Source organism: Neolewinella aurantiaca (assembly GCF_008014675.1).
Taxonomy (GTDB): domain Bacteria; phylum Bacteroidota; class Bacteroidia; order Chitinophagales; family Saprospiraceae; genus Neolewinella; species Neolewinella aurantiaca.
Genome location: NZ_VOXD01000006.1, coordinates 140,062 through 162,761, shown reverse-complemented (window position 1 = coordinate 162,761; position 22,700 = coordinate 140,062). Strand labels below are relative to the sequence as shown.

Below are 22,700 nucleotides of genomic sequence, written 5' to 3'. Positions count from 1 at the left end.
GTGCTCATAACCTTCATTTATGAAAGCTTCTTACTCCCGCGCACTTGTTTGGTCCCTCATTGCTGCCGCCTTTATTGGACCGGGCACGGTTACAACTGCGGCAAAGGCTGGGAGTCAGGGGGGCTGGTATTACACACCTTACTTACTACTCGCTGCGGTAGCGGGACTGTTACTCATGGAAATGGTGGCCCGGATTACGCTGGTAAGCGGCCAATCCTTGGGTCAGGTACTTGGCCACCGGGGGAGATGGTTGGCCATTATTTGTTTCGGGGCGGTACTCCTGGGGTGTATGGCTTATCAGGCGGGGAACTTACTCGGGGCCCTGAGTGGAGCTCAGTTATTGGTACCGGTTCACCGTTTGTGGGTGTTACTGCTGGGGGCGGCGGCTTTTGCGGTTTTGTGGAAAGGGGACACGAAGATTATTGCGCGGGCGCTTTCTGCTATTGTGGTGCTGATGGGAGTCGTGTTTGTGGTTTCGGCCTCGTTACTCCTCGTTGGAGATGGGCCCCTTACGGGCAGCGAAACGGTAACTTCGGCTACCATCATCGGGTTGGTGGGCACTACCATTGTGCCGTATAATTTTTTTCTGGCGGCAGGGCTCAGTAAAGGACAGACTTTGGGCGAAATGCGGATGGGGCTTGCGGGATCTTTTTTGGTGGGAGGCATCATCACAATCAGTATTATTCTGGTGGGGAGCGTAGCAGTTTCGTTCAGCAGTTTTGCCGATTTGGCGCGCACGCTGGATGCAAGCCTGGGCGGACTGAGCAAAGTTGTCCTTGGCTTCGGTCTTTTTGCCGCTGGGTTCAGCTCTGCGGTAACGGCTCCTCTGGCTGCCGCACTGGCTGGCCGGGAACTGCTCGGGCGCAAGGAAACGGATTTTGCCAATACTTCGCTTTGGTTCCGGGGCATTTGGGGCGGCGTGCTTCTGGTTGGTCTCCTGGTTGCCTGCCTCGAACTGAACATCATTTCGGTAATACTGGCCGCGCAGGTGGCAAACGGACTCCTGCTTCCCTTCATCGCCGCAATTGTTCTGGTGATGGCCAACGACCGCTCCCTGCTTGGTGAGCAGGTAAATACCTGGTGGCAAAATATTGCAGGAGTGCTGGTGGCCGGCTTTTTGGCCTATAAGAACTTTGATTTGCTAATCGGGAAAATTTCACCCAGTCACGACGGCTTATGGGCTGATGTACTGACGGGGACTTATGGCATTGTGCTCCTGATTTCTCTTTGGCTGATGGTGCGGCGGCCCAGGTAACTCGGGGAGTAAACCAGATTGTCGCTCAGCCCCCCCCCCTCCCAGCCTCCCCACACCGCTGCGCTGGGGAGGAGCAATCGCGATAATCTGGTTTGCGCCCAAATAGCTCGGGAGCGATAGATGCATATGGGGCCATTGCCAAAACTTGCTTTGCACCTGCGACCTCGCCCCAAACTGACTAAGGGCCAACGAAAAAGCGCTGTAATTTTAACATCTGCTCCGACGTTAAGACACAACCAAACTACACTTGTAATCTTTTACGTATTTTGGAGACCTATTTACTACGTGTTTCCATTTTGTGTTTCAGTAAGCTTTCTTTGTTATGCCCCAAACTAATCACTACGATCAGCTGATCGCCAAGCTCGACCGCTTCACGCGGAAATACTACATCAACCAGGTAATCCGTGGTTTACTGTACACCACCGGCTTGGTACTTGCTTTGTTTCTGGCAGTAAGCTTGCTCGAATCACAGTTCTATTTCAATACCGGGACGCGTAAAATGATGTTTTATGGCTTCCTCGGTCTGAGTATTGTCGCATTCGCCGGTTGGGTGCTTTTACCGCTGAGCCGTTACTTCCGGCTGGGCGATGTGATCAGTCACGACAAAGCGGCCGAAATGATCGGTTCCCACTTCACTAACGTGAAAGATAAACTGCTCAATGTTCTTCAGCTGCGCCGTCAGGCAAGTGCGGGTGGAGACACAAGTCTGGTGCTGGCATCTATCGATCAGAAAGCTTCGGAAATCAGCCCGGTACCTTTCCCGGCAGCAATTGACCTGCGGAACAACCGCAAATACCTGAAATATGCTCTTCCTCCCCTGTTGTTGCTGATCATAATTCTTTTTGCGGCTCCCAGCCTGATCACCGATGGTACGAACCGGCTGATCCGTAACAACGATGAATTCGTGCCACCGGCGCCGTTCTCTTTTGTGGTCGACAAGCCCGACGAACTGGAGGTGATTCAGTACGGCGATTTTCCACTCACGGTAAAGGTTGAAGGCGACGTACTACCCGCCGAAGCGTACATCGAAGTGGATGGTTACCGCTACCGGCTGCAAAAAGACAACGCCAATACGTTCAGCTACCAGTTCAGCAATGTTCAGGAAGACACCAAATTCAAACTTTCGACCGCCGAGGTAGAAAGCAAAGATTTTACCCTGGCTGTACTGCCTAAACCGAATATCGCAGCGTTTACCGTGGAACTCGATTACCCCGGTTACCTCGGCCGCCGTGATGAGCAACTCGCCAATATCGGTGACCTCACCGTTCCGGCGGGAACCCGTATGAAATGGTCTTTTGACACTGAAAATACCGACAATATCGGCCTGCGTTTCAACTCTTCCGATGAAGTGAGTGAACTGCGCAGAGATGGTTCAGACCTTTACAGCTTCGAGAAGCAAGCACTGAAAAACGATCGTTACACCCTGTTTATCGGCAACGAACGCCTGCCATTGGCCGATTCGGTGAGCTACAGCCTCTCCGTCATCCCCGATCTGTACCCGCAAATTTCGGTAGAGAGCTTCCGCGACAGTACCGACGAAAAACTGCTCTTCTTCGTCGGCGAAGCATCCGATGACCACGGCGTCAACAAAATCGACTTCGTCTACATCCTCAAAGACGGGGAAACCGGACGCGAAGCAGACCCAAAACGGGTAGGCATCAGTGGTCCTGCCGGTAAGCAAACCCGCTACGACCACGTTTGGGACCTGACGACCGACATCGATATGAAGCCGGGAGACGAACTCACCTACTTCTTCGAAGTCTACGATAACGACGGAGTCAACGGCGCAAAATCTGCACGTACCGGAGTAATGGCATTCCGGAACCCGAGTGAAGAAGAGCTGAAGGAACAGGCAAATAAGAACGACAGCAAGGTGAAGGAGGAACTCAAGAAAGCCCTCGATGCCACCAAGAAACTCCAGGAAGATACCAAAGAGCTGCGTGAAAAAATGCTGCAGGAAAAAGAGTTGGACTGGAAGATGAAAAAAGAACTGGAGAAACTCCAGGAACGCCAGCAAGATGTCCAGAAGCAAATCAACGAGGCTCAGAAAGCTTTCGAAGAAAACATGGAACAAGAGAAAAGCCAGGACGAGCAGATTCTCGAAAAGCAGGAAAAACTTCAGGAGATGTTCCAAGAGTCTCTGAACGAGGAGATGCAACAGTTGATGGAGCAAATCCAGGAACTCATGGAAGAACTCAATAAGGAGGAAGCCCTTGAGAAGATGGAGGAAATGGAGCTTAACGACGAGGAAACCGAGGCAGAACTCGATCGTATGCTCGAACTCTTCAAGCAGCTTGAAGTAGAGAAGGAAATGCAGGAACAACTCGAAAAGCTGGAAGAACTGGCTAAAGAGCAGGAAGAACTGGCCGAAGAAACCGAAAAAGGAGAAAAACCTCAGGAAGAACTTCAGAAAAAACAGGAAGAGATTCAGAAGGAATTCGAAGAGCTCGAAAAGGAAATGGAGGAAACCGAGGAAAAGAATGAGGAACTCGAGAAGCCCATGGATATGCCCGAGGACGACGAGCAGAAGGAAGCCGTTAAGGAAGACATGAAAGAGGCGCAGGAGAAAATGGAAAAACAGGAAAACTCCGACGCCTCTCAGAAGCAGAAAGACGCCGCTCAGAAAATGCAGGAAATGGCAGATTCTATGGGAGCTGCGATGCAGAGTATGCAGCAGGAGGGCATGGAAGAAGACATGAAAGCCATCCGCCAGTTGCTGGAAAACATCGTTGATCTCAGCTTCGATCAGGAAGATGTTATGGATCAACTCAACGTAACCACCGTTAATACTCCTCGTTATGTAGAGCTCGTACAGAATCAGTTTCAGATCAATAACGATTTCGAACTTGTACGTGATTCGTTAAATGCACTCGCTAAGCGGAACTTCCAGATCGAAACTTTCATCACCGAAAAGGTGACTGAGATCAAGGGGAACATGAAGGAAACCATCGCTCAGCTTGAAGAACGTCGTACTCCTCAGGCGGCAAACGTACAGCAGCTTGCGATGACCGGGCTGAATGATCTCGCCCTGATGCTCAGCGAAAGCATGGAAAACATGCAACAGCAAATGGCTGGCTCGATGGCCGGAGACCAACAGTGTGAAAGCCCGGGAGAAGGAAAAGGTAATAAACCCGGAAAACCAAGTTCTAACCCCGGAGATGGTTCCGACGGACAACGCAGCCTCAACGATGCCGTGGAAGGGATGAAAAAAGGACTTGAAAAAGGAGGCAAAGGTGAAGGCGGATCTGCCGAGGAATTTGCCAAGATGGCCCAGAAACAAGCAGCTCTGCGTCGCGCCCTGGAAGCTAAGCAAAAAGCAAAGCAGCAGGGAGGCGAAGGAACCGATCCGGAACTCCAGGAGTTGATCGAGGAGATGAACAAGGCTGAAGAAGATATGGTGAATAAGCGCCTGACCAATGAACTGATCCAACGGCAACAGGAAATTCTCAGCAAGATGCTTGATCACGAGAAAGCAGAGCGTCAGCAGGAAATGGACGAGCAGCGCAAATCTGAAGTCGCCAAGCAGCGCCGCAAAGAACTGCCACCCAGCATCGAAGAATACATCAAGAAACGCAAATCCGAAATTGAAATGTTCAAGCGCGTTACTCCCGAACTCAACCCTTATTTCCAAGGGCTGGTCGACGAATATTTCCGCTCTCTCCGGGAAAATTAACCCGAACGGACATTTAATTTTTTTATACGGATAACGAACCTTATTATTCTTTCAACGTATATTAGGAAACAGGTACAGTGACGCTTCCTGATCTTAGCGTCTATCGTAATGTAAACCAGACAATTACAACCTTTTTACAGGGTTATGGTGTTTTCTGGTTAAAAGTCTTTCCCCTTGTCTATCGTCAGAACTCAAACAGCTCATACATTTATGCTTAAGCTCGCTTCCGATCCCAGCAATATCACTAAGGTGGAAGGTTACGTCAGCCAAATCGCAGACCGCTACAAACTTGACAGCGAAAAGCACGCCAACTTGCTGATCAGTTTAACCGAAGCTGTTAACAATGCCATTATCCACGGTAACAAGCAGGATCGGACGAAAATGGTAAGCATCAAACTTGCTCAAACCCGCACGGGCCTGGCTGTTCGTGTTTCTGACCAGGGCCGTGGCTTCTGTTACGAAGACCTGCCTGATCCAACTTCTCCCGAACGTCTTTGTGAATGTGGTGGCCGCGGCGTATTCCTGATGAATCAATTGTGCGACAAGCTTCGTTACATCAACGGAGGCACTACGGTAGAAATGCAATTTCGCCTTAAGTAATGGCCTCAGAAATTTTGTTCCACACCGAAGAAGGTGGAAACCCACCGGCAGAAGGCTCGTGGCAAGAACTTCGTACCTGGATAGTGGCTGTAATTACACAGCGCGGTGGCAAAGCCAGCGCAATCAATTATATCTTCTGCGGAGACAATTATCTCCACCAAATGAACGTCGAGTATCTCGATCACGATACTCTCACGGACATCATCACTTTCCCCTACGAAGCCTTTCCTTTGGTCTCCGGAGACCTCTTCATTTCTACCGAAAGAGTAGCCGATAATGCTTCCGATCTAGGCTCATCTTACACAGACGAGTTGCACCGGGTAATCATCCACGGTATCCTGCACCTGTGCGGGCAGGGAGACAAGACCGACGAGGAAGCAAAAGAGATGCGGGAACTCGAAGACCGAGCTCTCAGCTTACGTCCGGCTTCTCTTTTAATCGGGTAATTTAAAGAACCTGCTTTCTCATTAAATAGATGGCGCGCACGCAGGATGCAATGAAGGCTTTCTAAGTCCGTTCCACGCTGTATTCATTGCTTCAGGAAAACCCTGTGGGCGCCAGCCCCAGGATAATAGTGTCCTCGGTCGGCGTCGTAAATCCCAAAACCGTTGTCACCTAATACCGACTGATTTTCTACATCTTTGTGTAATTTCTAAGTTGTATCCCGATCGTAACCGGGCAGTGAAAATCCCCACATGAAAGTTCTAAAATTCGGCGGCTCGTCCGTCGCCCGCCCGGAGCGTATCCTCGGCATTGTTGATATCCTCAAAGATTACTACGCCTCCGGGGACCATTTTACCGTTGTGTTTTCCGCTTTCGGAGGAGTGACGGATAGCCTTATCGAAATGAGCCGACTGGCCGCAGCAGGAGACGACCGCTATGGAGAAGCCTTCCAGGCTTTTGCCGATCGGCATCAGGAAGCTATCACAGCGTTGTTGCCCGAAGGAGCTCTCCGCAAAGAAACATCAACGAAAATGAGAAAGTCTCACGACGTTCTCAAGAACCTGCTCTACGGAATCTTTCTGGTCCGGGAAGCAAGCCCCCGAACGATGGACTATGTGCTCAGCTTCGGCGAGCGTTCTTCTTCCTATATCATATCACAGGTGCTGCAACAGGCCGGAATCCCCGCAGAATACCTCGACGCGCGGAAAATTATACGGACGGATAAAACCTTTGGCTCCGCCAAAGTAAACTTCGATAAATCTTACGAACAAATCAGAGATTACTACGCAGAACATTCTAAGGTTCAGGTAGTTACGGGTTTTGTGGCTTCGGCGAAAGGTGGCCTGACCACAACGCTCGGCCGCGGAGGATCAGATTATACAGCTTCGCTCATCGCAGCCGGTCTGAAGGCCGACGCCATTGAAATATGGACCGATGTGAGCGGAGTTCTCACCGCCGATCCACGCCGGGTGAAAAAGGCATTCACGATTCCCCGGCTCACTTACGCCGAGGCGATGGAGATGTCCCACTTCGGAGCGAAAGTGATTTACCCCCCTACCCTGATGCCCGCGCTCCATAGCCGGATTCCGCTCTACATCAAGAACACTTTCGATCCGTCTTTCCCGGGAACGAAGGTGAGCGAAGAAAGCTCCTCTGAAGATGAAGCTGCTGTACGCGGTATCAGTTCCATTAACAATGTAGCATTACTTACGCTCTCCGGTTCTGGCTTGTTCGGGGTTCCGGGTATCAGTGCACGCCTTTTCGGAGCCTTGGCTCAAAAGAGTGTCAACATTATCCTCATCACCCAGGGCTCCAGCGAGCACGCCATCAGTTTTGCTGTTCAGCCTTCAGATTCCGATCTGGCAAAGAAAGCTGTCGAAGAAGCATTTGCCTATGAAATAGATCGTGGTGTGGTGAACGCCGTCAAGATGGAACGCGACCTGAGCGTCGTGGCCATCATCGGAGAAAACATGCGTTATCAGCCGGGAGTCTCCGGGCGCCTGTTCCAGGCGCTGGGCAAGAACGGCATCAATGCTGTGGCCATCGCTCAGGGATCGAGCGAACTGAACGTATCTGTCGTTATTCCTAAGGAAGACGAAAACAAAGCGCTCAACGCGCTGCACGAAGCATTCTTTTTGTCCGATTACAAAACCCTGCACCTCTTTATCGTTGGTGTTGGCCTGATCGGTAGTACGCTGCTCGAACAAATCCGAAACCAAAATGATTACCTCCGGTCCAAGCTGGGCATGGAAGTTAAGGTAGTCGGTATGGCGAATTCCCGTAAGATGATCTTCGATGAAGAAGGTCTGGAACTGGATACAAACTGGAAAGATCAACTGATGACCAAAGGAGACGATGCCGACCTCGCTGTCTTCATCGGCCGGATGCGGGACCTCAACCTGAGTAACAGCATCTTTGTGGACAATACCGCCAACGATAAAATAGCCGGGTACTACGCAGGTATTCTCGATGAGAGCATCAGCATCTCTACCCCGAATAAAGTCGCAAATTCCAGCAGCTACCTTCAGTACCAGCGTCTGAAATCCATCGCAGCTAAACGTGGTGTTCAGTTCCATTACGAAACCAACGTCGGGGCAGGACTTCCAATCATCTCTACGCTGCAGGATCTTCTGGACAGCGGAGATCAGATCCGGAAAATAGAAGGAGTACTGAGCGGATCGCTCAGTTTCATCTTCAATAACTTCGATGGCACACGACCATTCCACGAAATAGTACGCGAAGCAAAAGAGAAAGGCTTCACCGAGCCGGACCCCCGTATTGATCTGTCCGGTAAAGATGTCGGCCGTAAAATTCTCATCCTTGCCCGTGAAACCGGAATTTCGATGGAGACAGAACATATCGAACTTAAAGGCTTCCTCCCCGAAGGAGCCATGGATGCTCCTTCGGTGGATGACTTCTTCTCGGTACTCGAAGAGAATACGGACTACTTCACGAAGCTCTACGCAAGTGCTGCCGAAGAAGGTAAAGTTCTACGGATGATTGCTACCCTCGAAGGCGAGCAGGCCAGTGTAGGTGTTCAGGCGGTTGGCCCCGACAATCCTTTCCATGGTTTAAGTGGCAGCGATAATATGGTGGTGTTCACTACTGACCGCTACAACGAACGCCCCTTGGTCGTTCGTGGTCCGGGCGCGGGAGCAGAAGTGACTGCAGCGGGCGTCTTCGCTGAAATTATCAAGATCGGTAAATTCTTAAGCTAATGAGTAACCACAAAGAAGTACGTGTATTTGCTCCCGCTACGGTAGCAAACGTCGCGGTCGGATACGACATCCTGGGGTTCGCGATCAACCGGCCCGGAGATGAGATTGTCGCCCGGTTTAATCCTGAACTCGACGGACTGAAGATTACCGCAATTACAGGTACGGGTAATAAAGTTTTACCCTTCGATGTAGAGAAGAACACCGCAGGAGTTTCGGCTCAGCGTCTGCTTGAGCACCTTGGTAAAGCAGACGTTGGAATCGAACTGGAAGTACACAAGCGAATGCCCTTCGGATCTGGTTTGGGGTCAAGTGCCGCTAGCTCCGCAGGAGCAGTGGTTGCGGTCAACGAATTACTCGGTGCTCCCCTCTCGCGGGAGTCACTGTTGTATTTCACCGTTCTGGGAGAGGTAGTTGCTGATGGCAGCTTCCACGCCGACAACGTTGCGCCTTCATTGGTTGGTGGTATAACCCTGATTCGTTCTAATGAATCTCTGGATATTCACCACCTGCCCGTTCCTGAAAACCTCCACGTAGCGGTTATACACCCTGACCTGGAAATATTGACGAAGGACGCACGAGCAGTTCTTTCCGATACCGTTCCGCTGGGTACAGCCGTACATCAAATGGGGAGTCTGGCCAGTTTCATCGTTGCGCTCTATACCAATGACCTGCCTCTGCTGGGACGTTCATTGCACGATCACATCATCGAGCCCCAGCGCAAGCAACTCATCAAAGGCTTCGATGACGTGAAAGCTGCGGCAATGAGCCGGGGAGCCTTAGGCTGTAGCATCAGTGGTGCCGGACCAAGTATGTTCGCCATTTGCGATTCCGGTTATCTGGCTCAGGCTGTCGGCCAAGGTATGATCGAAGCGTTTGCAGCGCATGGCATCAATAGCCAGCTCTACGTTTCCCCTATCAATCAGGAAGGAGTAGTTGTACTCTAGCCTCTTGTATTTCCTCTTTCAAGTAAGCGCAGGAGAAGTAATCTCCCCCACTCCGCGTACTCCTAATCTCTAATTATGAAGTTTTACAGTACCAACGATTCTACCCATACAGCTGATTTAGCTACCGCCATCTTCCGGGGACTGCCTGCTGATAATGGCCTCTACATGCCCGAGCGGCTTGATCCCTTGCCCGATTCTTTCTTCAGGGACTTACCCGACATGTCTTTTGCTGAGATTGGCTTTCAGGTCAGCAAGCATTTGCTGGGAGATGATGTGCCGGAGGAAGACCTGAAAGAGTTGGTGTATGACGCCATTAACTTCCCCGCACCGGTAGTTCAGTTAGATGATAAGCGCAGTGTACTGGAACTCTTTCACGGTCCTAGTCTTGCATTCAAAGATTTTGGTGCTCGCTTCATGTCCCGGCTTATGGGGCATTTCAATAAAGGAAACGATAAGCAGCTCGTAATTCTGGTTGCTACATCAGGCGATACAGGAGGGGCCGTTGCTGCTGGGTTTTATAAGACTCCGGGGATCGAGGTGGTGATTCTTTACCCCAAGGGTAAAGTGAGTTTACTACAGGAGAAACAACTTACCACCCTGGGGCATAACATTCATGCACTGGAAGTAGATGGCACTTTCGATGACTGCCAGGCTATCGTAAAGAAGGCCTTTCTCGATCAGGAGCTTCGCAGCGAGCTTCGTCTCAGCTCTGCTAACAGTATCAATATCTCCCGCCTCATACCGCAGTCGTTCTACTACTTCGAGGCGTACAAACAACTGGGCGCTGACGGTGATCCAGTTGCTTTCTGTATTCCTAGCGGTAACTTCGGCAACCTTACAGCGGGGCTTCTGGCCCAGCGGATGGGGCTTCCTGTTCATCACTTCATTGCTGCTACTAACCGCAACGACGTTGTTCCTGAATTCCTGGCTACGGGCAAGTATATACCGCGGCCAAGTGTAGCTACCATCTCTAATGCAATGGATGTAGGGGCACCCAGTAACTTCGCGCGGATGCTGAATCTTTACGGCCATGTCAACGGACTGGATCCATTGTCTCCTTCGACGCACGCTGCAATGAAAGAACTAATTACCGGATACGCTTACGGTGACGCTGCTACGGAGCAAGCCGTTAAGGAGGTTGAAGAGCGTTTTGGGTATGTCATTGATCCGCACGGAGCAGTTGGTTACCTGGCGCTTACTGAGTGGCAACAGGCTAATCCAAACACCAGAGGTGTTGTTCTTGAAACGGCTCACCCGAGCAAGTTTAAGCCCGACGTAGAGCGCATTCTTGGCCACGAAATTGAAGTGCCCCAGCGTCTGGCAGAAATGGAAGACAGGGAGAAAGTTGCCACTCAGGTGGGCACGGACTATGAGCCAGTAAAGGAATGGCTCAAGGCTAAGTATCTCTAGCATCAATCATCGCTGATAGTTCAGGCCCGGATGTTCCACGTGGAACATCCGGGCCTTTTCTTTTGAGCTTTGGCGCTATTGTTCCACGTGGAACAATCATGAGGGCGCGGGCGCAGGTGCAATGAGCCGGAGGTAGGCAGGGTCTCTTGGACCTGTCTGTGATTCGTAGTCAGGGAGGATAGCTTGCCAGGCTTAAGGTGTCTTCTTGCTCGGGACATCGAGGCGTGTGCCGTCAGCGCTTAATCCTAGTGTTCACGTGTGCCACGTCTCGTTGTTCCACGTGGAACATTCATGAGGGCGCGGGCGCAGGTGCAATGAGCCGTAGGTAGGCAGGGGCTCTTGGACCTGTCTGTGATTCGTAGTCAGGGAGGATAGCTTGCCAGGCTCAAGGTGTCTTCTTGCTCGGGATGTCGAGAGGTGTGCCGTCAGCGCTTAATCCTTGTGTTCATGTGCGCCGCGTCTCATTGTTCCACGTGGAACAATGAGACGCGGCACATAGCGCAGGGCTGAAGACAATTGAGGGGAATGCTTCGTAGGTAGCTTTTCTATGCCTTTAGGATAAAGGTGGTTGATAAGTAATTTACTGGTCCACTGATAAAGAGGCGGAAGGAACGATGCCCTACCCCGCCCTGCACCTGCGGCCGCGCCTACATTGCAATCCTGAAGACTTGTAAACACCTTCCTATTATCCGTGTTGTGCTCAATAGTTATCTTAGCCCCTTTAGAAACCAAATCACCTCCATATGAATAAATTTGCTTTACTGGTTCTTTGTTTGTTGACTGTCGTCAGCCTTAGTGCTCAGTCAGAAAACATAAACAAGAACCCATTCCGCCAGCTTGGTCAGGAACTCCCTACCCCGAACGTTTACCGCAATGCTGCTGGCGCACCCGGCCACATGTACTGGCAGCAGCAGGCAGATTACGAGATGGAGATTCGCCTCGACGATGAGCAGCAACGAATCTACGGTTCGTCGAAAATTACTTACCACAACAACTCTCCTGACGCCCTCGATTACTTGTGGATTCAACTGGACCAAAACGTACGCGCCCTCGATAGCGACACTTACAAAATCGGCACCAGCAAAGTAAACGAACGAATGACCCTTCGGGGACTGTCCGGTCTCGAACCTACCTTCGACGGTGGCTTCAAGATCGACTACGTGAAAAACGGCGACGGTTCCGCTGCCGATTACACCATCGAGAAAACCATGATGCGGGTAGACCTCAAAGAAGTTCTGATGCCCGGCGAGGAAACCGATGTCATGATCAAATGGTGGTATAACGTAAACGATCGTATGAAAGACGGTGGTGGACGTTCCGGCTCTGAGTACTTCGAAGAAGACGATAACTATCTCTACACCATTGCTCAGTTCTTCCCCCGTATGGCTGTTTACGCCGATAACGAAGGATGGCAGAATAAACAGTTCCTTGGCCGTGGTGAGTTTGCTCTTACCTTCGGAGACTACGATGTGAAGATCACTGTTCCTGCTGATCATCTGGTGGCAGCAACCGGTACGCTTCAAAACCCTAACGACGTGCTTACGCGTAAGCAACGCAACCGGATGGATGAAGCCCGGAAGGAATTCGTACAGCCAGTAATCATCGCTACCCAGGAAGAGGCAATCGAACGGGAGAAGACGAAAGTAACCAAGGAGAAGACCTGGCACTTCGAAGCGGAAAACGTTCGTGACTTCGCTTTTGCTTCTAGCCGGAAGTTCATCTGGGATGCAATGGCCGTTAAACAATCTGACGGCAGTACCACGATGGCAATGTCTATGTACCCTAAAGAAGGAAACCCGCTGTGGGAACGCTTTAGCACAAAAGCTGTTGCTCATACCCTGAAGTGGTACAGCCACTACACTTTCGATTACCCCTACCCCGTCGCATGGTCTATCAACGCCGCCAGCATCGGAATGGAATACCCTATGATTTGCTTCAACTTCGGCCGGGTCGAAAAGGACGGTACTTACAGCGAGCGCACCAAGTACGGAATGATTGGCGTAATCATCCACGAAGTTGGCCACAACTACTTCCCGATGATCGTCAACTCCGACGAGCGTCAGTGGACCTGGATGGACGAAGGCCTCAATACTTTTTTGCAGTACCTCACCGAGCAGCAGTGGGAACGTGACTACCCTAGCCGTCGCGGACCAGCAAACAAAATCGTTGACTACATGAAGGGTGACAAAGAATTCATTTCTCCCATCATGACCAACTCCGAATCCATCTGGCAGTTCGGTAACAACGCATACGGCAAACCTGCAACCGGACTCAACATTCTTCGCGAAACCATCATGGGGCGTGAGCAGTTCGACTATGCGTTCAAGAAATACGCTAACCGTTGGAAATTCAAGCACCCCGCCCCTGCCGATCTGTTCCGTACGATGGAAGACGCATCGGCCATCGATCTCGATTGGTTCTGGCGCGGTTGGTTCTTTACTACGGACCATACCGACATTGCGCTGACCAGCGTTAAGCCATTCCGGGTCAATACCCGCAACCCGATGGTGGAGAATGAAAACACTCGCAAGATGCAAAAGGCAGAAGGCGAAAACATCAGTTCTATCCGCAACCGTGAAGAAATCGCAAAGACCTACGACGAACTCGATCCGTCGCTTCGTGACTTCTACACTGATTACGATCCGCTGAAAGCAACGATCCTTGACGAAGAGGAATACAAGAAGTACTACGAAGGTCTGAGCGAAGAAGAACGCGCAGTCATCGATGCCGACAAGTATTACTACGAACTCACGTTCGAAAACAAAGGTGGTTTGATCATGCCGATCATTCTTGAGTTCACCTTTGCCGACGGAACTAAAGAAGTTCAGAGAATTCCGGCAGAGATCTGGAAAATGGACTACAAGAAGGTCAGCAAGGTTTTCCCCTTCACTAAGGAAGTAACTGGCATCAACCTTGATCCTTTCCTGGAAACTGCCGACACCGATCGTAGTAACAACTACTACCCTTCTAAGTCCGAAACGAACCGCTTCGATCTTTTCCAAAGCCGCGGTCGCCGCAGCAGCGAAAATCCGATGCAGCGCGACGCCCGGGCTAAGGAAAGGGCTGGCTCAAACTAATTGATGAGCCGGAGAAAAATCATCCGGCTCGGGAAAAGGATTATTATGTAGCCTACTTCAATTATACTTTTAATCCCTTAGGGGCGGACGCAAGTCCGCCCCTTCGTACTTTGTGGCCAAATAAAAATAAGAATGACAGATTACAAGAATCCGGGCCTGACGCTCATCAGCAGCGAAGTAAGTCCGGGAGCTATCCGCTGGCGGAGCCCTTCCAATATCGCTCTAGTTAAGTACTGGGGAAAGCATGGTGTTCAGTTGCCCCGAAACCCTTCGGTTAGTTTTACTCTAGATGGTGCAGCAACAGATACGACCCTTAGCTATAAGGCACGCGAGCTGGCGGGCGAAGGTGTCGAAGTAGAGTTATACCTCGACGGAGAATTGAATAAAGGATTTACCGAACGAACGAAGCTTTTCCTCGAGAAACTCCTGCCCGTTTACCCGTTCCTTAAGCAGCTTAGTTTAAAAATTAAGACAAGTAACAGTTTTCCGCATTCAGCGGGGATCGCGAGCTCGGCCTCGGGGATGAGTGCTTTGGCCTTGTGTCTGGTCAGTCTGGAAGAGGAGCTGTTCGAACCCTTAAAGGAACGCTCCGAATTCAATAAGAAGGCGAGTTACCTCGCCCGCCTTGGGTCTGGAAGCGCGTGCAGGTCTGTATACGGCGGAGCGGCCGTTTGGGGCGCTCTGACGGCCTTAGAGGGAAGCAGTGACGAGTTTGCCGTGCCGGTGTCTGAAAGCCTCCATACGGTCTTTCAGGACTACCATGATGACATCCTCCTGATTTCGAAGTCGGAGAAATCGGTGAGCAGCCGTGCCGGGCACGGCCTGATGGAAGGAAATCCTTACGCAACGGCCCGTTACGCCCAGGCTACGAGACGAACGGATGAAATGCTCTCTGTTCTCCGCCAGGGTAACGTTGAACGCTTCGGAGAGATTCTTGAGTCTGAGGCGCTCACGCTTCATGCGCTGATGATGAGTAGCCACCCACCTTATATCCTCATTCGCCCTAATACACTAACTGTTATCGAGAAGATTCATCAGTACCGGGCGGATACCGGATTACCGCTGTACTTCACCCTCGATGCAGGACCCAACTTGCACCTCCTCTATCCCCACAGCATCGCTGCGGAGGTTAAGAAGTTCATCCGGGAGCAACTGCTTTATTTCTGCGAAGACAAAATGTACCTGGCCGACCGGGTCGGAAAAGGCCCCGAAAGGTTAGAAGTCAGTGAATAAGTCTTAACACCTGTTTACAAATAGCATCAACTAATAAAGCCTGTTTAAACATACAGTTGCTGTGTTTGTCTATATTTTGGGGACCGTGGTGTTCCTGCTGAACCATTCCTCCAGATTTTCCAGGGAGAGGGCGCCGGACGAGGTCTGAGCTACCAGCCGCAGCCATATTTGCTGGTTTCCGGCGGCATTTTCAGGAATTTGCTGTTCGTTTTGGGCAACCACCTTGAGCTTTTTATGGAACGATCCACCGTTCAGCAAAATGAAGGTGCGGGAGGCCAAAAGTGCGGTGCTTTCGTTTGCGTCCAGAAAAGCTTTCCGGGTAATTATGGCGTGAAAGTAGAAAGCGGCTTTGCTGGCAGGTTTTTGCAGCTGCTCCGCAGCTGCTTCCTCAACTACCTTGTTGAGAACTTCTTCGTCAGAAAGGTTTTCGGGTGGAGTGAAGGTACCGCCGTAGGCCCGTATGCACCGTTCATTCATATGAACGATGTCGTTGGCGGTCAGGTGATCGGTCATTTCGCAAGTTGTTGATAAACGGGGCTGAGAACGGCAAAATCATCATCGATGATGGTATCGATGCGGGCCCGACGGACTTTGATGTTACCGTCGCGCCGGTTCAGGGAGTTTACCAGTGCTTTAAGTTCTGAGGACAGCGGGGAATCCGGCATAACTAGTTGTCTGTGTGCTTATTGTGGTTGAGCCAAAGCATTTACTCCGACATTTCGAGAAATTGCATCTCGTAAAGTTCGCGGTACCGTCCGTTATCGAGTTCCACGAGTTCATCGTGTGGACCAAATTCTTTGATCTCTCCTTTCTCCAGCACCATAATGTTGTTGGCGTTACGGATGGTACTAAGACGGTGAGCGATCACAATACTGGTGCGGGCATCCATCAGTTTCTCGATGGCGTGCTGAATCACGCCTTCCGTTTCGGGGTCTACGCTTGAGGTGGCTTCATCGAGAATCAGGATGTCGGGATCAAAGACAAGCGCCCGAACGAAGGAAATCAGTTGGCGCTGTCCCATACTCAGCGTTGCTCCACGCTCCTGTACGTCATAATCGTAGCCACCGGGTAGTTTTTCGATGAACTCATGGGCTCCGATCATTTTGGCGGCAGAAATCACCTGGTCGTGGGTGATCTCAGGGTCCCGCAGGCTGATGTTATCGAATACTGAGCCGGTGAACAGAAAAACGTCCTGTAATACCATAGCCATACGTGAACGCAGGGCGTACATATCGTAATCACGCAACGGTACCCCATCGATAGAGATATCCCCCTTCTGGTATTCGTAGAAGCGGTTGATGATGTTGGTAATCGTCGTTTTCCCGGAGCCGGTGCTTCCGACGATGGCCAGGGTTTCGTTTTCTTTCAACTCGAAACTAAGGTCTTTGAGAATCCAATCGTTGCCGACGTAAGAAAACCATACATCCTTGAAGTTTATCTCTCCTTTCAGACGTTTCGGAGCGATGGTTCCATTATTCTCGATCTGATCGGTACGGTCGATAACAGCAAACACCCGTTCTGCCGCCACAAGACCCATCTGTAAGGTATTGAACTTGTCTGCAAGCACCCGAATCGGGCGGAACAGCATATTTATATAGATCGGGAAAGCGACGAGTGCTCCGAGCGTTACGCCTCCGGCACGGGCTACGTCCTGTGCGCCCCACCAAACCATCAGCGCCAAAGAAGCTGCGGCAATCAGGTCTACGGTAGGAAAGAAAATGGCGTAGTAGAGAATTGCGTTGATGTTGGCTTTGCGTAAACCGGCGTTGATCTCGGCGAAAGATTCACGTTCCTGTTTTTCAGCGTTGAAAAACTGTACAATCCGCATACCCGTTATGCGTTCCTGCAGGAACGCGTTCATCTTTTGAATCTGGGTCCGGACCTGCTGGTAAGACTTCTTGACGGCTTCTTTGAAGATATAGCTGGCCAGCATCAGGAAAGGCATCGTGGTCAGGCAAATCAGCGTCAGTTTCCAGCTGGTCGTGATCATTATGGCCAGAACGGCAATAATTGAGAGCAAATCCGCCAGAATCGTGATAATACCTTCCGCAAAAACAGAATTGATACTCTGGATGTCACTGATGGTCCGGGTAGTAGAGGTCCCAATCGGCGTTTTGTCGAAATAACTAAGCTTCAGGCTGTTTATGTGTTTGAACACGCGAACCCGTAAGTCGCGAATGATGGATTGTCCCAGCCAGTTTGAACTGTAAATGAAGGCATAGCGGCAAATAGCCTCGACGATCAGTAAGCCCGCAATAACAAAGGCCCAGAAGGTCAGCCCTTCTACATCGCCCACGAAAACGTAATCGTCGATCATCTTCTGGATCAGCCGGGGCCGTGCGATGGCGAGCGGCGCCAATAACACTGCCAGCAACAGCGCCAGGGCTGCTACTTTCTTGTAGGGAAGCGCTAGCTTCAACACCCGCAGAAGGGTTTCTAAGTCGAATTTTTTTTGCTCTGGTTTCTCAGCCATTTATTCAGTAACGCGCTTTAGGGAATAAAGATTAAGGCGCGCGCGCAGGATGCAGGGAAAGTTGAAAACCCGGGATGGTTCCTCGGTTTGGCAACAAACTTGTTCCACGACGTCACGAAATGGTTTTTTCGCTGGCTTTCGGTTTAGTTGAGTAGCTCCGGAGCAACGTGCACAAACTTGGGAACTTTCACCTCAAAAAACTCTCCTTCTTTGAACTGGCCGGTCCGCTGCATAACGTAGTTACCCTTCATGGCGCCAATCGGTGTCTCGAACTGTACCCAGCTGGTGTACTCATGAAACTGCCCGGGCATAATGACCGGTTGCCGGCCAACCACGCCCTCTCCTTCTACCAGGCGGCGGGCACCCGTGCCGTCGATCACTTCCCAGGTACGGCTGAGTAACTGTACGGGAACATTGCCTTCGTTACCGATTCGAATGCGGTAAGCGTAAACGTATTGGCGTTTGGCCGGCACACTGTACTGTCGTTGGTACATGCTCTCGGCGCTGACGCGGATATCCTGGGTGGTAAGACTAACCATGACATTGATAATTGAAGGTCTGTAAGTTAAGACGCGAAACCGGGAATAATGGTTCAGCGATCAACAACTTTGCTTTTTTATCCATCACCCGGCACCTGCGGCCGCGCCTGAAAATCAGACGTTTTGGTGCGGTTTAATTGTTTCACCCTTGCCACATCGGATGCCAGGACGGGCGTTCATCTTGTTTTACAAGAAGCTTATAGAAAAAGATTTGCAGGCCGGCGGTCAGGGACCAATTTAGCTGTGCAATCAAGCATTGCGTAATTGAAATCCTTAAACCTGGGTGCCGGAGAGGTGCCTCGCCCGAATTGAGAACAGTCCCTTTCTGCAGGAAGCCCACTCGTTCACAAACAGGGTAGCAATTCTCCCGCAGCCGCTAAACCATCCTATTATGTCTTCTTTGAAAAATTTCTTCCTTTTTTGCTCGGGCGCAGACCTGAGTATCCTCGCTCAGGTACCATCCGACGAGAACAAATACCTCGGCATCGGGGCAACGATCTTCTTTACCGGCGTGCTTGCCTTCGTCTCGGCGGGGTACGCACTGTATACGATCTTCGACAGTGTCGCCCTCTCTCTCCTCTTCGGCGTCGGTTGGGGAGCTATGATTTTTAACCTCGATCGCTACATCGTTTCCAGTATGAAGTCCCGCGGTGGCTTTTTCGGTAAGTTTATGGTCGCCCTTCCCCGCCTTGCTATGGCGGTGCTGCTCGCTCTCGTGATCTCGAAACCCCTGGAGCTGAAAATCTTCGAGAAGGAGATCAATGCGGAACTCATCGTTATGGAGCAGGAGACGTTCAAAACGCAGGAAGACCGCCTCAGTGCCCGTTTCACGGGCCGCCTGGCGGAGACTGAAAGCGCAATCTCCGGTCTTCAGGCCGAGATCGATGCCAAAACGAAAGCCCGTGATGCTGCAGCTGCTGCAGCCCTCGCAGAAGCCGACGGCAGTGGGGGCTCCGGCGTCCGGAATATGGGGCCGATTTACCGGGCAAAAATGGCAGCCGCCGAGCAGGCACAAAACGAACTGGATGCTACCCTCGCTGCCCTGCAGCCCCAGATCGATGCCCAGCGGGCTCAGGCAAATACTCTGCGCTCCGAAATGGCGGAAGAGGCCTCCGGTCTCGAGCGGGGCGCTTACGGAGGAATCGCCGCCCGTATCGATGCTCTTGATCGCCTCGGACAGGAAAGCGAAGCTATCCTTTGGGCCAGTTTGTTCGTAACCCTTCTTTTTGTCGCGATCGAAACCGCCCCGATTTTCACGAAACTCATCTCTCCGGCCAGCCCCTACGATCACCTGCTCCACGAGCATGAGCACGTGTACGAAATGGCAACGAAGGAAAGTGTGAATACGCGAGCCAACGACGTGAAAAACCGATTGCGGATACACGCCGAAGTCGGAGTTCACCAAACTACTGCCGACATTGCAGCGAAAAAGGCTGAAATCAACGCCGAACTGGAGCAGCGCAAGAAGGAACTCAGGCCGTTTGGCTGGAGCGGATAACCCTTTATCTAACCTCTTCTGCTTAGGTGAAAATACCATTATCGAGGCAACCTGAAAGAAAGCGTCACGGCTTTTCAGGTTGCCTTTATTTTTTTTACCTCGAATCTGATCCAGAAGAGGCAGGCACCCAGCAGGGATACTGCTCCCCGCAGCCAGGCGGGCCCGCCCTGCAGACTGTACGCTTCAACTTTCCACAGCAAAGCGGGCTCGTGGGTGAAGAACAAGTAAAGGGCCCGGGCTCCGGTATATCCCCTGAAGTCATCAACCGTCACCGATAGCATCAGCTTGCCGTACTGCTGGTAACTGGCATCGATTTCAGCGTAGTACCGGCATAGGTCTTTGGCGTCGAGACGGCCACTGATCTCGTAGTGAAGGTTTTTACCCGACTTGTAAGTGAATCTCAGCATGTTTTCGGGCGCGCACGCAGGTGCAGTGAACGGATTGAGGAAGAACCGGTTAGTGCCCGGCGAGCAGGTGCTACCTTGCTTCAACCCGGTTTACTGCCGCAGCGTTCGGGGCCGGCCGGGGTTCATCCGGCAATTATGAAGTTATGACGCCGTGTAATTCGTTCAACCCGAAGATGACTTCAGCTCCTGCATCTTCCAGTACCGATGCGTTTTTCTGATGAGCGAGCCCGAATACCCGGAAGCCGCCAGCTACAGCGCCTTTCACTCCTGCGGGGCTGTCCTCGATCACTACGCAGTTCGCTGGCGCGAAACCCATCGTTGTGGCGGCGTGCAGGAATACGGCCGGGTCGGGCTTCCACTTACCGAGATCGTAACAGCTGAAGATGTTTTCGCCGAAGTAATCGGCCAGTCCGGTAAGTTCCAGGTTAAGCCTGATTTTGTGGGGTGGCCCGCTGGAGGCCACACAGAAGGGCACGTTAATTCTGTTGAGCAGATCTTCGATTCCGGCCACCGGCCGGATGTCGGTTTTGAATTTTTCGAAAGTCATTGCCCGGAACCGCGTCTCGAAATCATCGGGTAATTCCCGGCCGGTACGTGCGGCTATAAAGGCCATTACGTCGTTCAGCGACTTGCCGAGGAAGTGATCTTCCCGTTCGTCGTCAGACATATGGAGGCCCTGTTCGGCGCAGAGTTCACCCAACACCCCAAAGGTGATGGCTTCGCTGTCGACGAGGACACCGTCGCAGTCGAAAATGATACATTGAGGCTTTGAGGGGTTGGGAGGCATCGGTCTTTTGCTAGCTGATACAAGAATGGAGGGAACAGGTTTACCGGAAGTTGAGTTTATCTACTTCCACTACTTCGCCGGCCGCGAGTGACCCAAGCTCTATTTTCCCTATCCGTACCCTGATGAGGCGAATTACGGGATGCCCGACGGCCGCTGCCATTTTGCGTACCTGGCGGTATTTACCTTCACGGAGGGTTATCGATATCCAACTCGTAGGCCCGTGGCTTGGACTGTGGACCCGCCTGGGAGGAAAAGAAAATTCGGGCGCAGGATCGAGCAGACGGGAGGTACAGGGAAGGGTTTGGTAACGCTTCCCGTTAAAACCAATTTCAACACCTGCGTTAAGTTGCGCAATGGCCTCGGGGGTAACTTCGCCCAGTACCTGAGCGTAGTACTCTTTTTCTACCTTTTTAGCTCCGGCAATGGCGTAGCTCACTTTTCCATCGGTGGTAAGCAAAAGCAAACCCTCCGAGTTTTCGTCGAGCCGACCAACGCTCATCGTACCGGGGGCAAAATCGTGCAGTTCGCCGAGCATTTTTTTGTTGCGGCGGGTAGTGTGTTGGTTGGTGAACTGCGAAAGATAGGAATGAGGTTTGTTGAGAAGGTAATGGTGGTGCATGGTGGCCAGGGCATATTCTTTTCTTGAAGGACTGACCGCAAAGAAAAGTGTAAAAACCGGATTTGCTCCTCAAACCCTACCCTGTACCTGCGTAAGCGCCCACCAGACAGCAAAGGTCTGATGGGCGCTTACATGGTTCTGATCGCCTGAACGCAGACCGCTAGTCTCCGAAGAACATCTGATCGATGGTGTCTCTGAATTTCGAGTACCCCATTTCCTGGCGCATTTTGTAAAAACCTTTAGCGTCTTCTCCCGCGAGGTAGCGCAGTTGGTCTTTCCCGTCGGTTGCAGCTTCGTACACGACCTCAGCGATGGCTTCGGGCGATGAATAGCCTTTTGCGCGTTCCGGATCGAGGAATTTTTTCTCAACTTTCTCGAAATACTCCTGGTAAGCTTCGTGATTGCTGACGTCGAGCGAACGGCTGGCAAAATCAGTCTTTATTCCACCCGGAGCAACGGTTTTGATTCCTATACCCAGTTTTCTGAGCTCAAGATCCATACTTTCGCTCCAGCCTTCTACCCCAAATTTGGCGGCGTGGTACACGGAGTTAAACGGAAGAGCAATACTACCTCCGATGGAGGTAGTGGTAATGAAAAGACCGGCTTTCCGGGCGCGGAAATGAGGCAAAAAAGCTTTGGTCACCCGCATCACACCAATCAGATTGGTATTGATGTTCTGAAGCATCTGCTCGTCGGTAGATCCCTCGAAAGGCCCGGCCAGACCGTAGCCGGCGTTATTGAACACTACGTCGATGTCGTGTTTGGCCGTGGCTGCGGCGGCTACCTCCTGTATTTGGGCGTTGTCCGTAACGTCGAGCGCCATCAGACTGATTTTAGGGTGCTTCTCGAGGTCACTACCCTTCGCTGTGTTGCGCATGGTTGCAATTACGTTCCATCCTCTTTCTGCAAAAAGCAGCGCCGCTGCTTTGCCTAAACCGGTAGAGGTCCCAGTCATGAAAATCGTTGACATAAAATGAGTTTTTATTTATAGAGCGAACGTTCATTCCAATTAATGGTTCGAAAA

At 51.4% G+C, this 22,700-nt stretch carries 18 protein-coding genes; 10 read left to right on the top strand and 8 right to left on the bottom strand.

Annotated features, from left to right (window positions below; all coding sequences use genetic code 11):
• The first annotated feature begins 19 nt into the window (after positions 1 to 19).
• From FUA23_RS05910 to FUA23_RS05870, 9 genes are all read left to right on the top strand, one after another.
• Positions 20 to 1,255, top strand: a complete 1,236-nt coding sequence (locus FUA23_RS05910) for an NRAMP family divalent metal transporter (protein WP_147929800.1) — start codon at positions 20 to 22, stop codon at positions 1,253 to 1,255.
• A gap of 322 nt (positions 1,256 to 1,577) precedes the next feature.
• The gene (locus tag FUA23_RS05905) at positions 1,578 to 4,928 is read left to right on the top strand and encodes a DUF4175 family protein (protein WP_147929799.1); all 3,351 of its coding nucleotides are present in this window, start codon (positions 1,578 to 1,580) and stop codon (positions 4,926 to 4,928) included.
• Positions 4,929 to 5,138: 210 nt separating this feature from the next.
• Positions 5,139 to 5,528 carry an ATP-binding protein gene (locus FUA23_RS05900; protein WP_147929798.1) on the top strand — a complete coding sequence of 130 codons (390 nt, stop codon included), beginning with the start codon at positions 5,139 to 5,141 and terminating at the stop codon, positions 5,526 to 5,528.
• Positions 5,528 to 5,974, top strand: coding sequence for an rRNA maturation RNase YbeY (gene ybeY / locus FUA23_RS05895; protein WP_147929797.1), 447 nt, complete (start codon positions 5,528 to 5,530; stop codon positions 5,972 to 5,974). Before FUA23_RS05900 ends, ybeY begins: the two co-directional genes overlap by 1 nt.
• 249 nt (positions 5,975 to 6,223) lie before the next feature.
• Positions 6,224 to 8,689 carry a bifunctional aspartate kinase/homoserine dehydrogenase I gene (gene thrA, locus FUA23_RS05890; protein ID WP_147929796.1) on the top strand — a complete coding sequence of 822 codons (2,466 nt, stop codon included), beginning with the start codon at positions 6,224 to 6,226 and terminating at the stop codon, positions 8,687 to 8,689.
• Positions 8,689 to 9,633 carry a homoserine kinase gene (locus FUA23_RS05885; RefSeq protein WP_147929795.1) on the top strand — a complete coding sequence of 315 codons (945 nt, stop codon included), beginning with the start codon at positions 8,689 to 8,691 and terminating at the stop codon, positions 9,631 to 9,633. The genes thrA and FUA23_RS05885 overlap by 1 nt, the downstream gene beginning before the upstream one ends.
• A 75-nt stretch (positions 9,634 to 9,708) precedes the next feature.
• On the top strand, positions 9,709 to 11,043 hold the full coding sequence (gene thrC, locus FUA23_RS05880; RefSeq protein WP_147929794.1) for a threonine synthase: 1,335 nt from the start codon (positions 9,709 to 9,711) through the stop codon (positions 11,041 to 11,043).
• A gap of 743 nt (positions 11,044 to 11,786) precedes the next feature.
• On the top strand, positions 11,787 to 14,120 hold the full coding sequence (locus tag FUA23_RS05875; protein WP_147929793.1) for a M1 family metallopeptidase: 2,334 nt from the start codon (positions 11,787 to 11,789) through the stop codon (positions 14,118 to 14,120).
• Between the two features lie 132 nt (positions 14,121 to 14,252).
• The gene (locus FUA23_RS05870; protein WP_147929792.1) at positions 14,253 to 15,353 is read left to right on the top strand and encodes a diphosphomevalonate/mevalonate 3,5-bisphosphate decarboxylase family protein; all 1,101 of its coding nucleotides are present in this window, start codon (positions 14,253 to 14,255) and stop codon (positions 15,351 to 15,353) included.
• Between the two features lie 69 nt (positions 15,354 to 15,422).
• Here the strand turns inward: FUA23_RS05870 and FUA23_RS05865 are convergent, their stop codons facing one another.
• From FUA23_RS05865 to apaG, 4 genes are all read right to left on the bottom strand, one after another.
• Positions 15,423 to 15,866 (bottom strand): hypothetical protein, encoded by a 444-nt coding sequence (locus tag FUA23_RS05865; RefSeq protein WP_147929791.1) that lies wholly within the window; start codon positions 15,864 to 15,866, stop codon positions 15,423 to 15,425.
• Positions 15,863 to 16,018 (bottom strand): hypothetical protein, encoded by a 156-nt coding sequence (locus tag FUA23_RS22235; RefSeq protein WP_187270906.1) that lies wholly within the window; start codon positions 16,016 to 16,018, stop codon positions 15,863 to 15,865. Before FUA23_RS22235 ends, FUA23_RS05865 begins: the two co-directional genes overlap by 4 nt.
• Positions 16,019 to 16,059: 41 nt before the next feature.
• Positions 16,060 to 17,826 (bottom strand): ABC transporter ATP-binding protein, encoded by a 1,767-nt coding sequence (locus FUA23_RS05860; RefSeq protein ID WP_147929790.1) that lies wholly within the window; start codon positions 17,824 to 17,826, stop codon positions 16,060 to 16,062.
• 143 nt (positions 17,827 to 17,969) lie between these two features.
• Positions 17,970 to 18,365, bottom strand: coding sequence for a Co2+/Mg2+ efflux protein ApaG (gene apaG, locus FUA23_RS05855; protein WP_147929789.1), 396 nt, complete (start codon positions 18,363 to 18,365; stop codon positions 17,970 to 17,972).
• 391 nt (positions 18,366 to 18,756) lie between these two features.
• On the opposite strand from apaG, the gene FUA23_RS05850 reads away from it, so the two are divergent.
• Entirely contained in the window at positions 18,757 to 19,863 is a 1,107-nt protein-coding gene (locus FUA23_RS05850) for a DUF4407 domain-containing protein (protein ID WP_147929788.1), read from the top strand.
• 74 nt (positions 19,864 to 19,937) lie between these two features.
• Here FUA23_RS05850 and FUA23_RS05845 read toward each other — a convergent pair whose 3' ends face one another.
• The 4 genes from FUA23_RS05845 to FUA23_RS05830 all read right to left on the bottom strand — a co-directional run bounded on the left by FUA23_RS05845 (position 19,938) and on the right by FUA23_RS05830 (position 22,646).
• Positions 19,938 to 20,270: a hypothetical protein gene (locus FUA23_RS05845; protein ID WP_147929787.1), complete on the bottom strand. Its 333-nt coding sequence runs from the start codon at positions 20,268 to 20,270 to the stop codon at positions 19,938 to 19,940.
• Positions 20,271 to 20,403: 133 nt separating this feature from the next.
• Complete coding sequence (locus FUA23_RS05840) at positions 20,404 to 21,057, bottom strand: HAD family hydrolase (RefSeq protein WP_147929786.1); 654 nt, start codon at positions 21,055 to 21,057, stop codon at positions 20,404 to 20,406.
• A 40-nt stretch (positions 21,058 to 21,097) separates the two neighbouring features.
• The gene (locus tag FUA23_RS05835) at positions 21,098 to 21,676 is read right to left on the bottom strand and encodes a pseudouridine synthase (RefSeq protein ID WP_147929785.1); all 579 of its coding nucleotides are present in this window, start codon (positions 21,674 to 21,676) and stop codon (positions 21,098 to 21,100) included.
• A gap of 160 nt (positions 21,677 to 21,836) precedes the next feature.
• Positions 21,837 to 22,646 carry an SDR family oxidoreductase gene (locus FUA23_RS05830; protein WP_147929784.1) on the bottom strand — a complete coding sequence of 270 codons (810 nt, stop codon included), beginning with the start codon at positions 22,644 to 22,646 and terminating at the stop codon, positions 21,837 to 21,839.
• Positions 22,647 to 22,700 lie beyond the last annotated feature (54 nt).

Coding starts and splice junctions, on each gene's coding strand:
- FUA23_RS05850 (WP_147929788.1), top strand. CDS start 18,757: ATGTCTTCTTTGAAAAATTTCTTCCTTTTTTGCTCGGGCGCAGACCTG.
- FUA23_RS05835 (WP_147929785.1), bottom strand. CDS start 21,676: ATGCACCACCATTACCTTCTCAACAAACCTCATTCCTATCTTTCGCAG.
- FUA23_RS05830 (WP_147929784.1), bottom strand. CDS start 22,646: ATGTCAACGATTTTCATGACTGGGACCTCTACCGGTTTAGGCAAAGCA.
- thrC (WP_147929794.1), top strand. CDS start 9,709: ATGAAGTTTTACAGTACCAACGATTCTACCCATACAGCTGATTTAGCT.
- FUA23_RS05885 (WP_147929795.1), top strand. CDS start 8,689: ATGAGTAACCACAAAGAAGTACGTGTATTTGCTCCCGCTACGGTAGCA.
- FUA23_RS05910 (WP_147929800.1), top strand. CDS start 20: ATGAAAGCTTCTTACTCCCGCGCACTTGTTTGGTCCCTCATTGCTGCC.
- FUA23_RS05865 (WP_147929791.1), bottom strand. CDS start 15,866: ATGACCGATCACCTGACCGCCAACGACATCGTTCATATGAATGAACGG.
- FUA23_RS22235 (WP_187270906.1), bottom strand. CDS start 16,018: ATGCCGGATTCCCCGCTGTCCTCAGAACTTAAAGCACTGGTAAACTCC.
- apaG (WP_147929789.1), bottom strand. CDS start 18,365: ATGGTTAGTCTTACCACCCAGGATATCCGCGTCAGCGCCGAGAGCATG.
- FUA23_RS05845 (WP_147929787.1), bottom strand. CDS start 20,270: ATGCTGAGATTCACTTACAAGTCGGGTAAAAACCTTCACTACGAGATC.
- FUA23_RS05860 (WP_147929790.1), bottom strand. CDS start 17,826: ATGGCTGAGAAACCAGAGCAAAAAAAATTCGACTTAGAAACCCTTCTG.
- FUA23_RS05840 (WP_147929786.1), bottom strand. CDS start 21,057: ATGCCTCCCAACCCCTCAAAGCCTCAATGTATCATTTTCGACTGCGAC.
- FUA23_RS05875 (WP_147929793.1), top strand. CDS start 11,787: ATGAATAAATTTGCTTTACTGGTTCTTTGTTTGTTGACTGTCGTCAGC.
- FUA23_RS05905 (WP_147929799.1), top strand. CDS start 1,578: ATGCCCCAAACTAATCACTACGATCAGCTGATCGCCAAGCTCGACCGC.
- thrA (WP_147929796.1), top strand. CDS start 6,224: ATGAAAGTTCTAAAATTCGGCGGCTCGTCCGTCGCCCGCCCGGAGCGT.
- FUA23_RS05870 (WP_147929792.1), top strand. CDS start 14,253: ATGACAGATTACAAGAATCCGGGCCTGACGCTCATCAGCAGCGAAGTA.
- FUA23_RS05900 (WP_147929798.1), top strand. CDS start 5,139: ATGCTTAAGCTCGCTTCCGATCCCAGCAATATCACTAAGGTGGAAGGT.
- ybeY (WP_147929797.1), top strand. CDS start 5,528: ATGGCCTCAGAAATTTTGTTCCACACCGAAGAAGGTGGAAACCCACCG.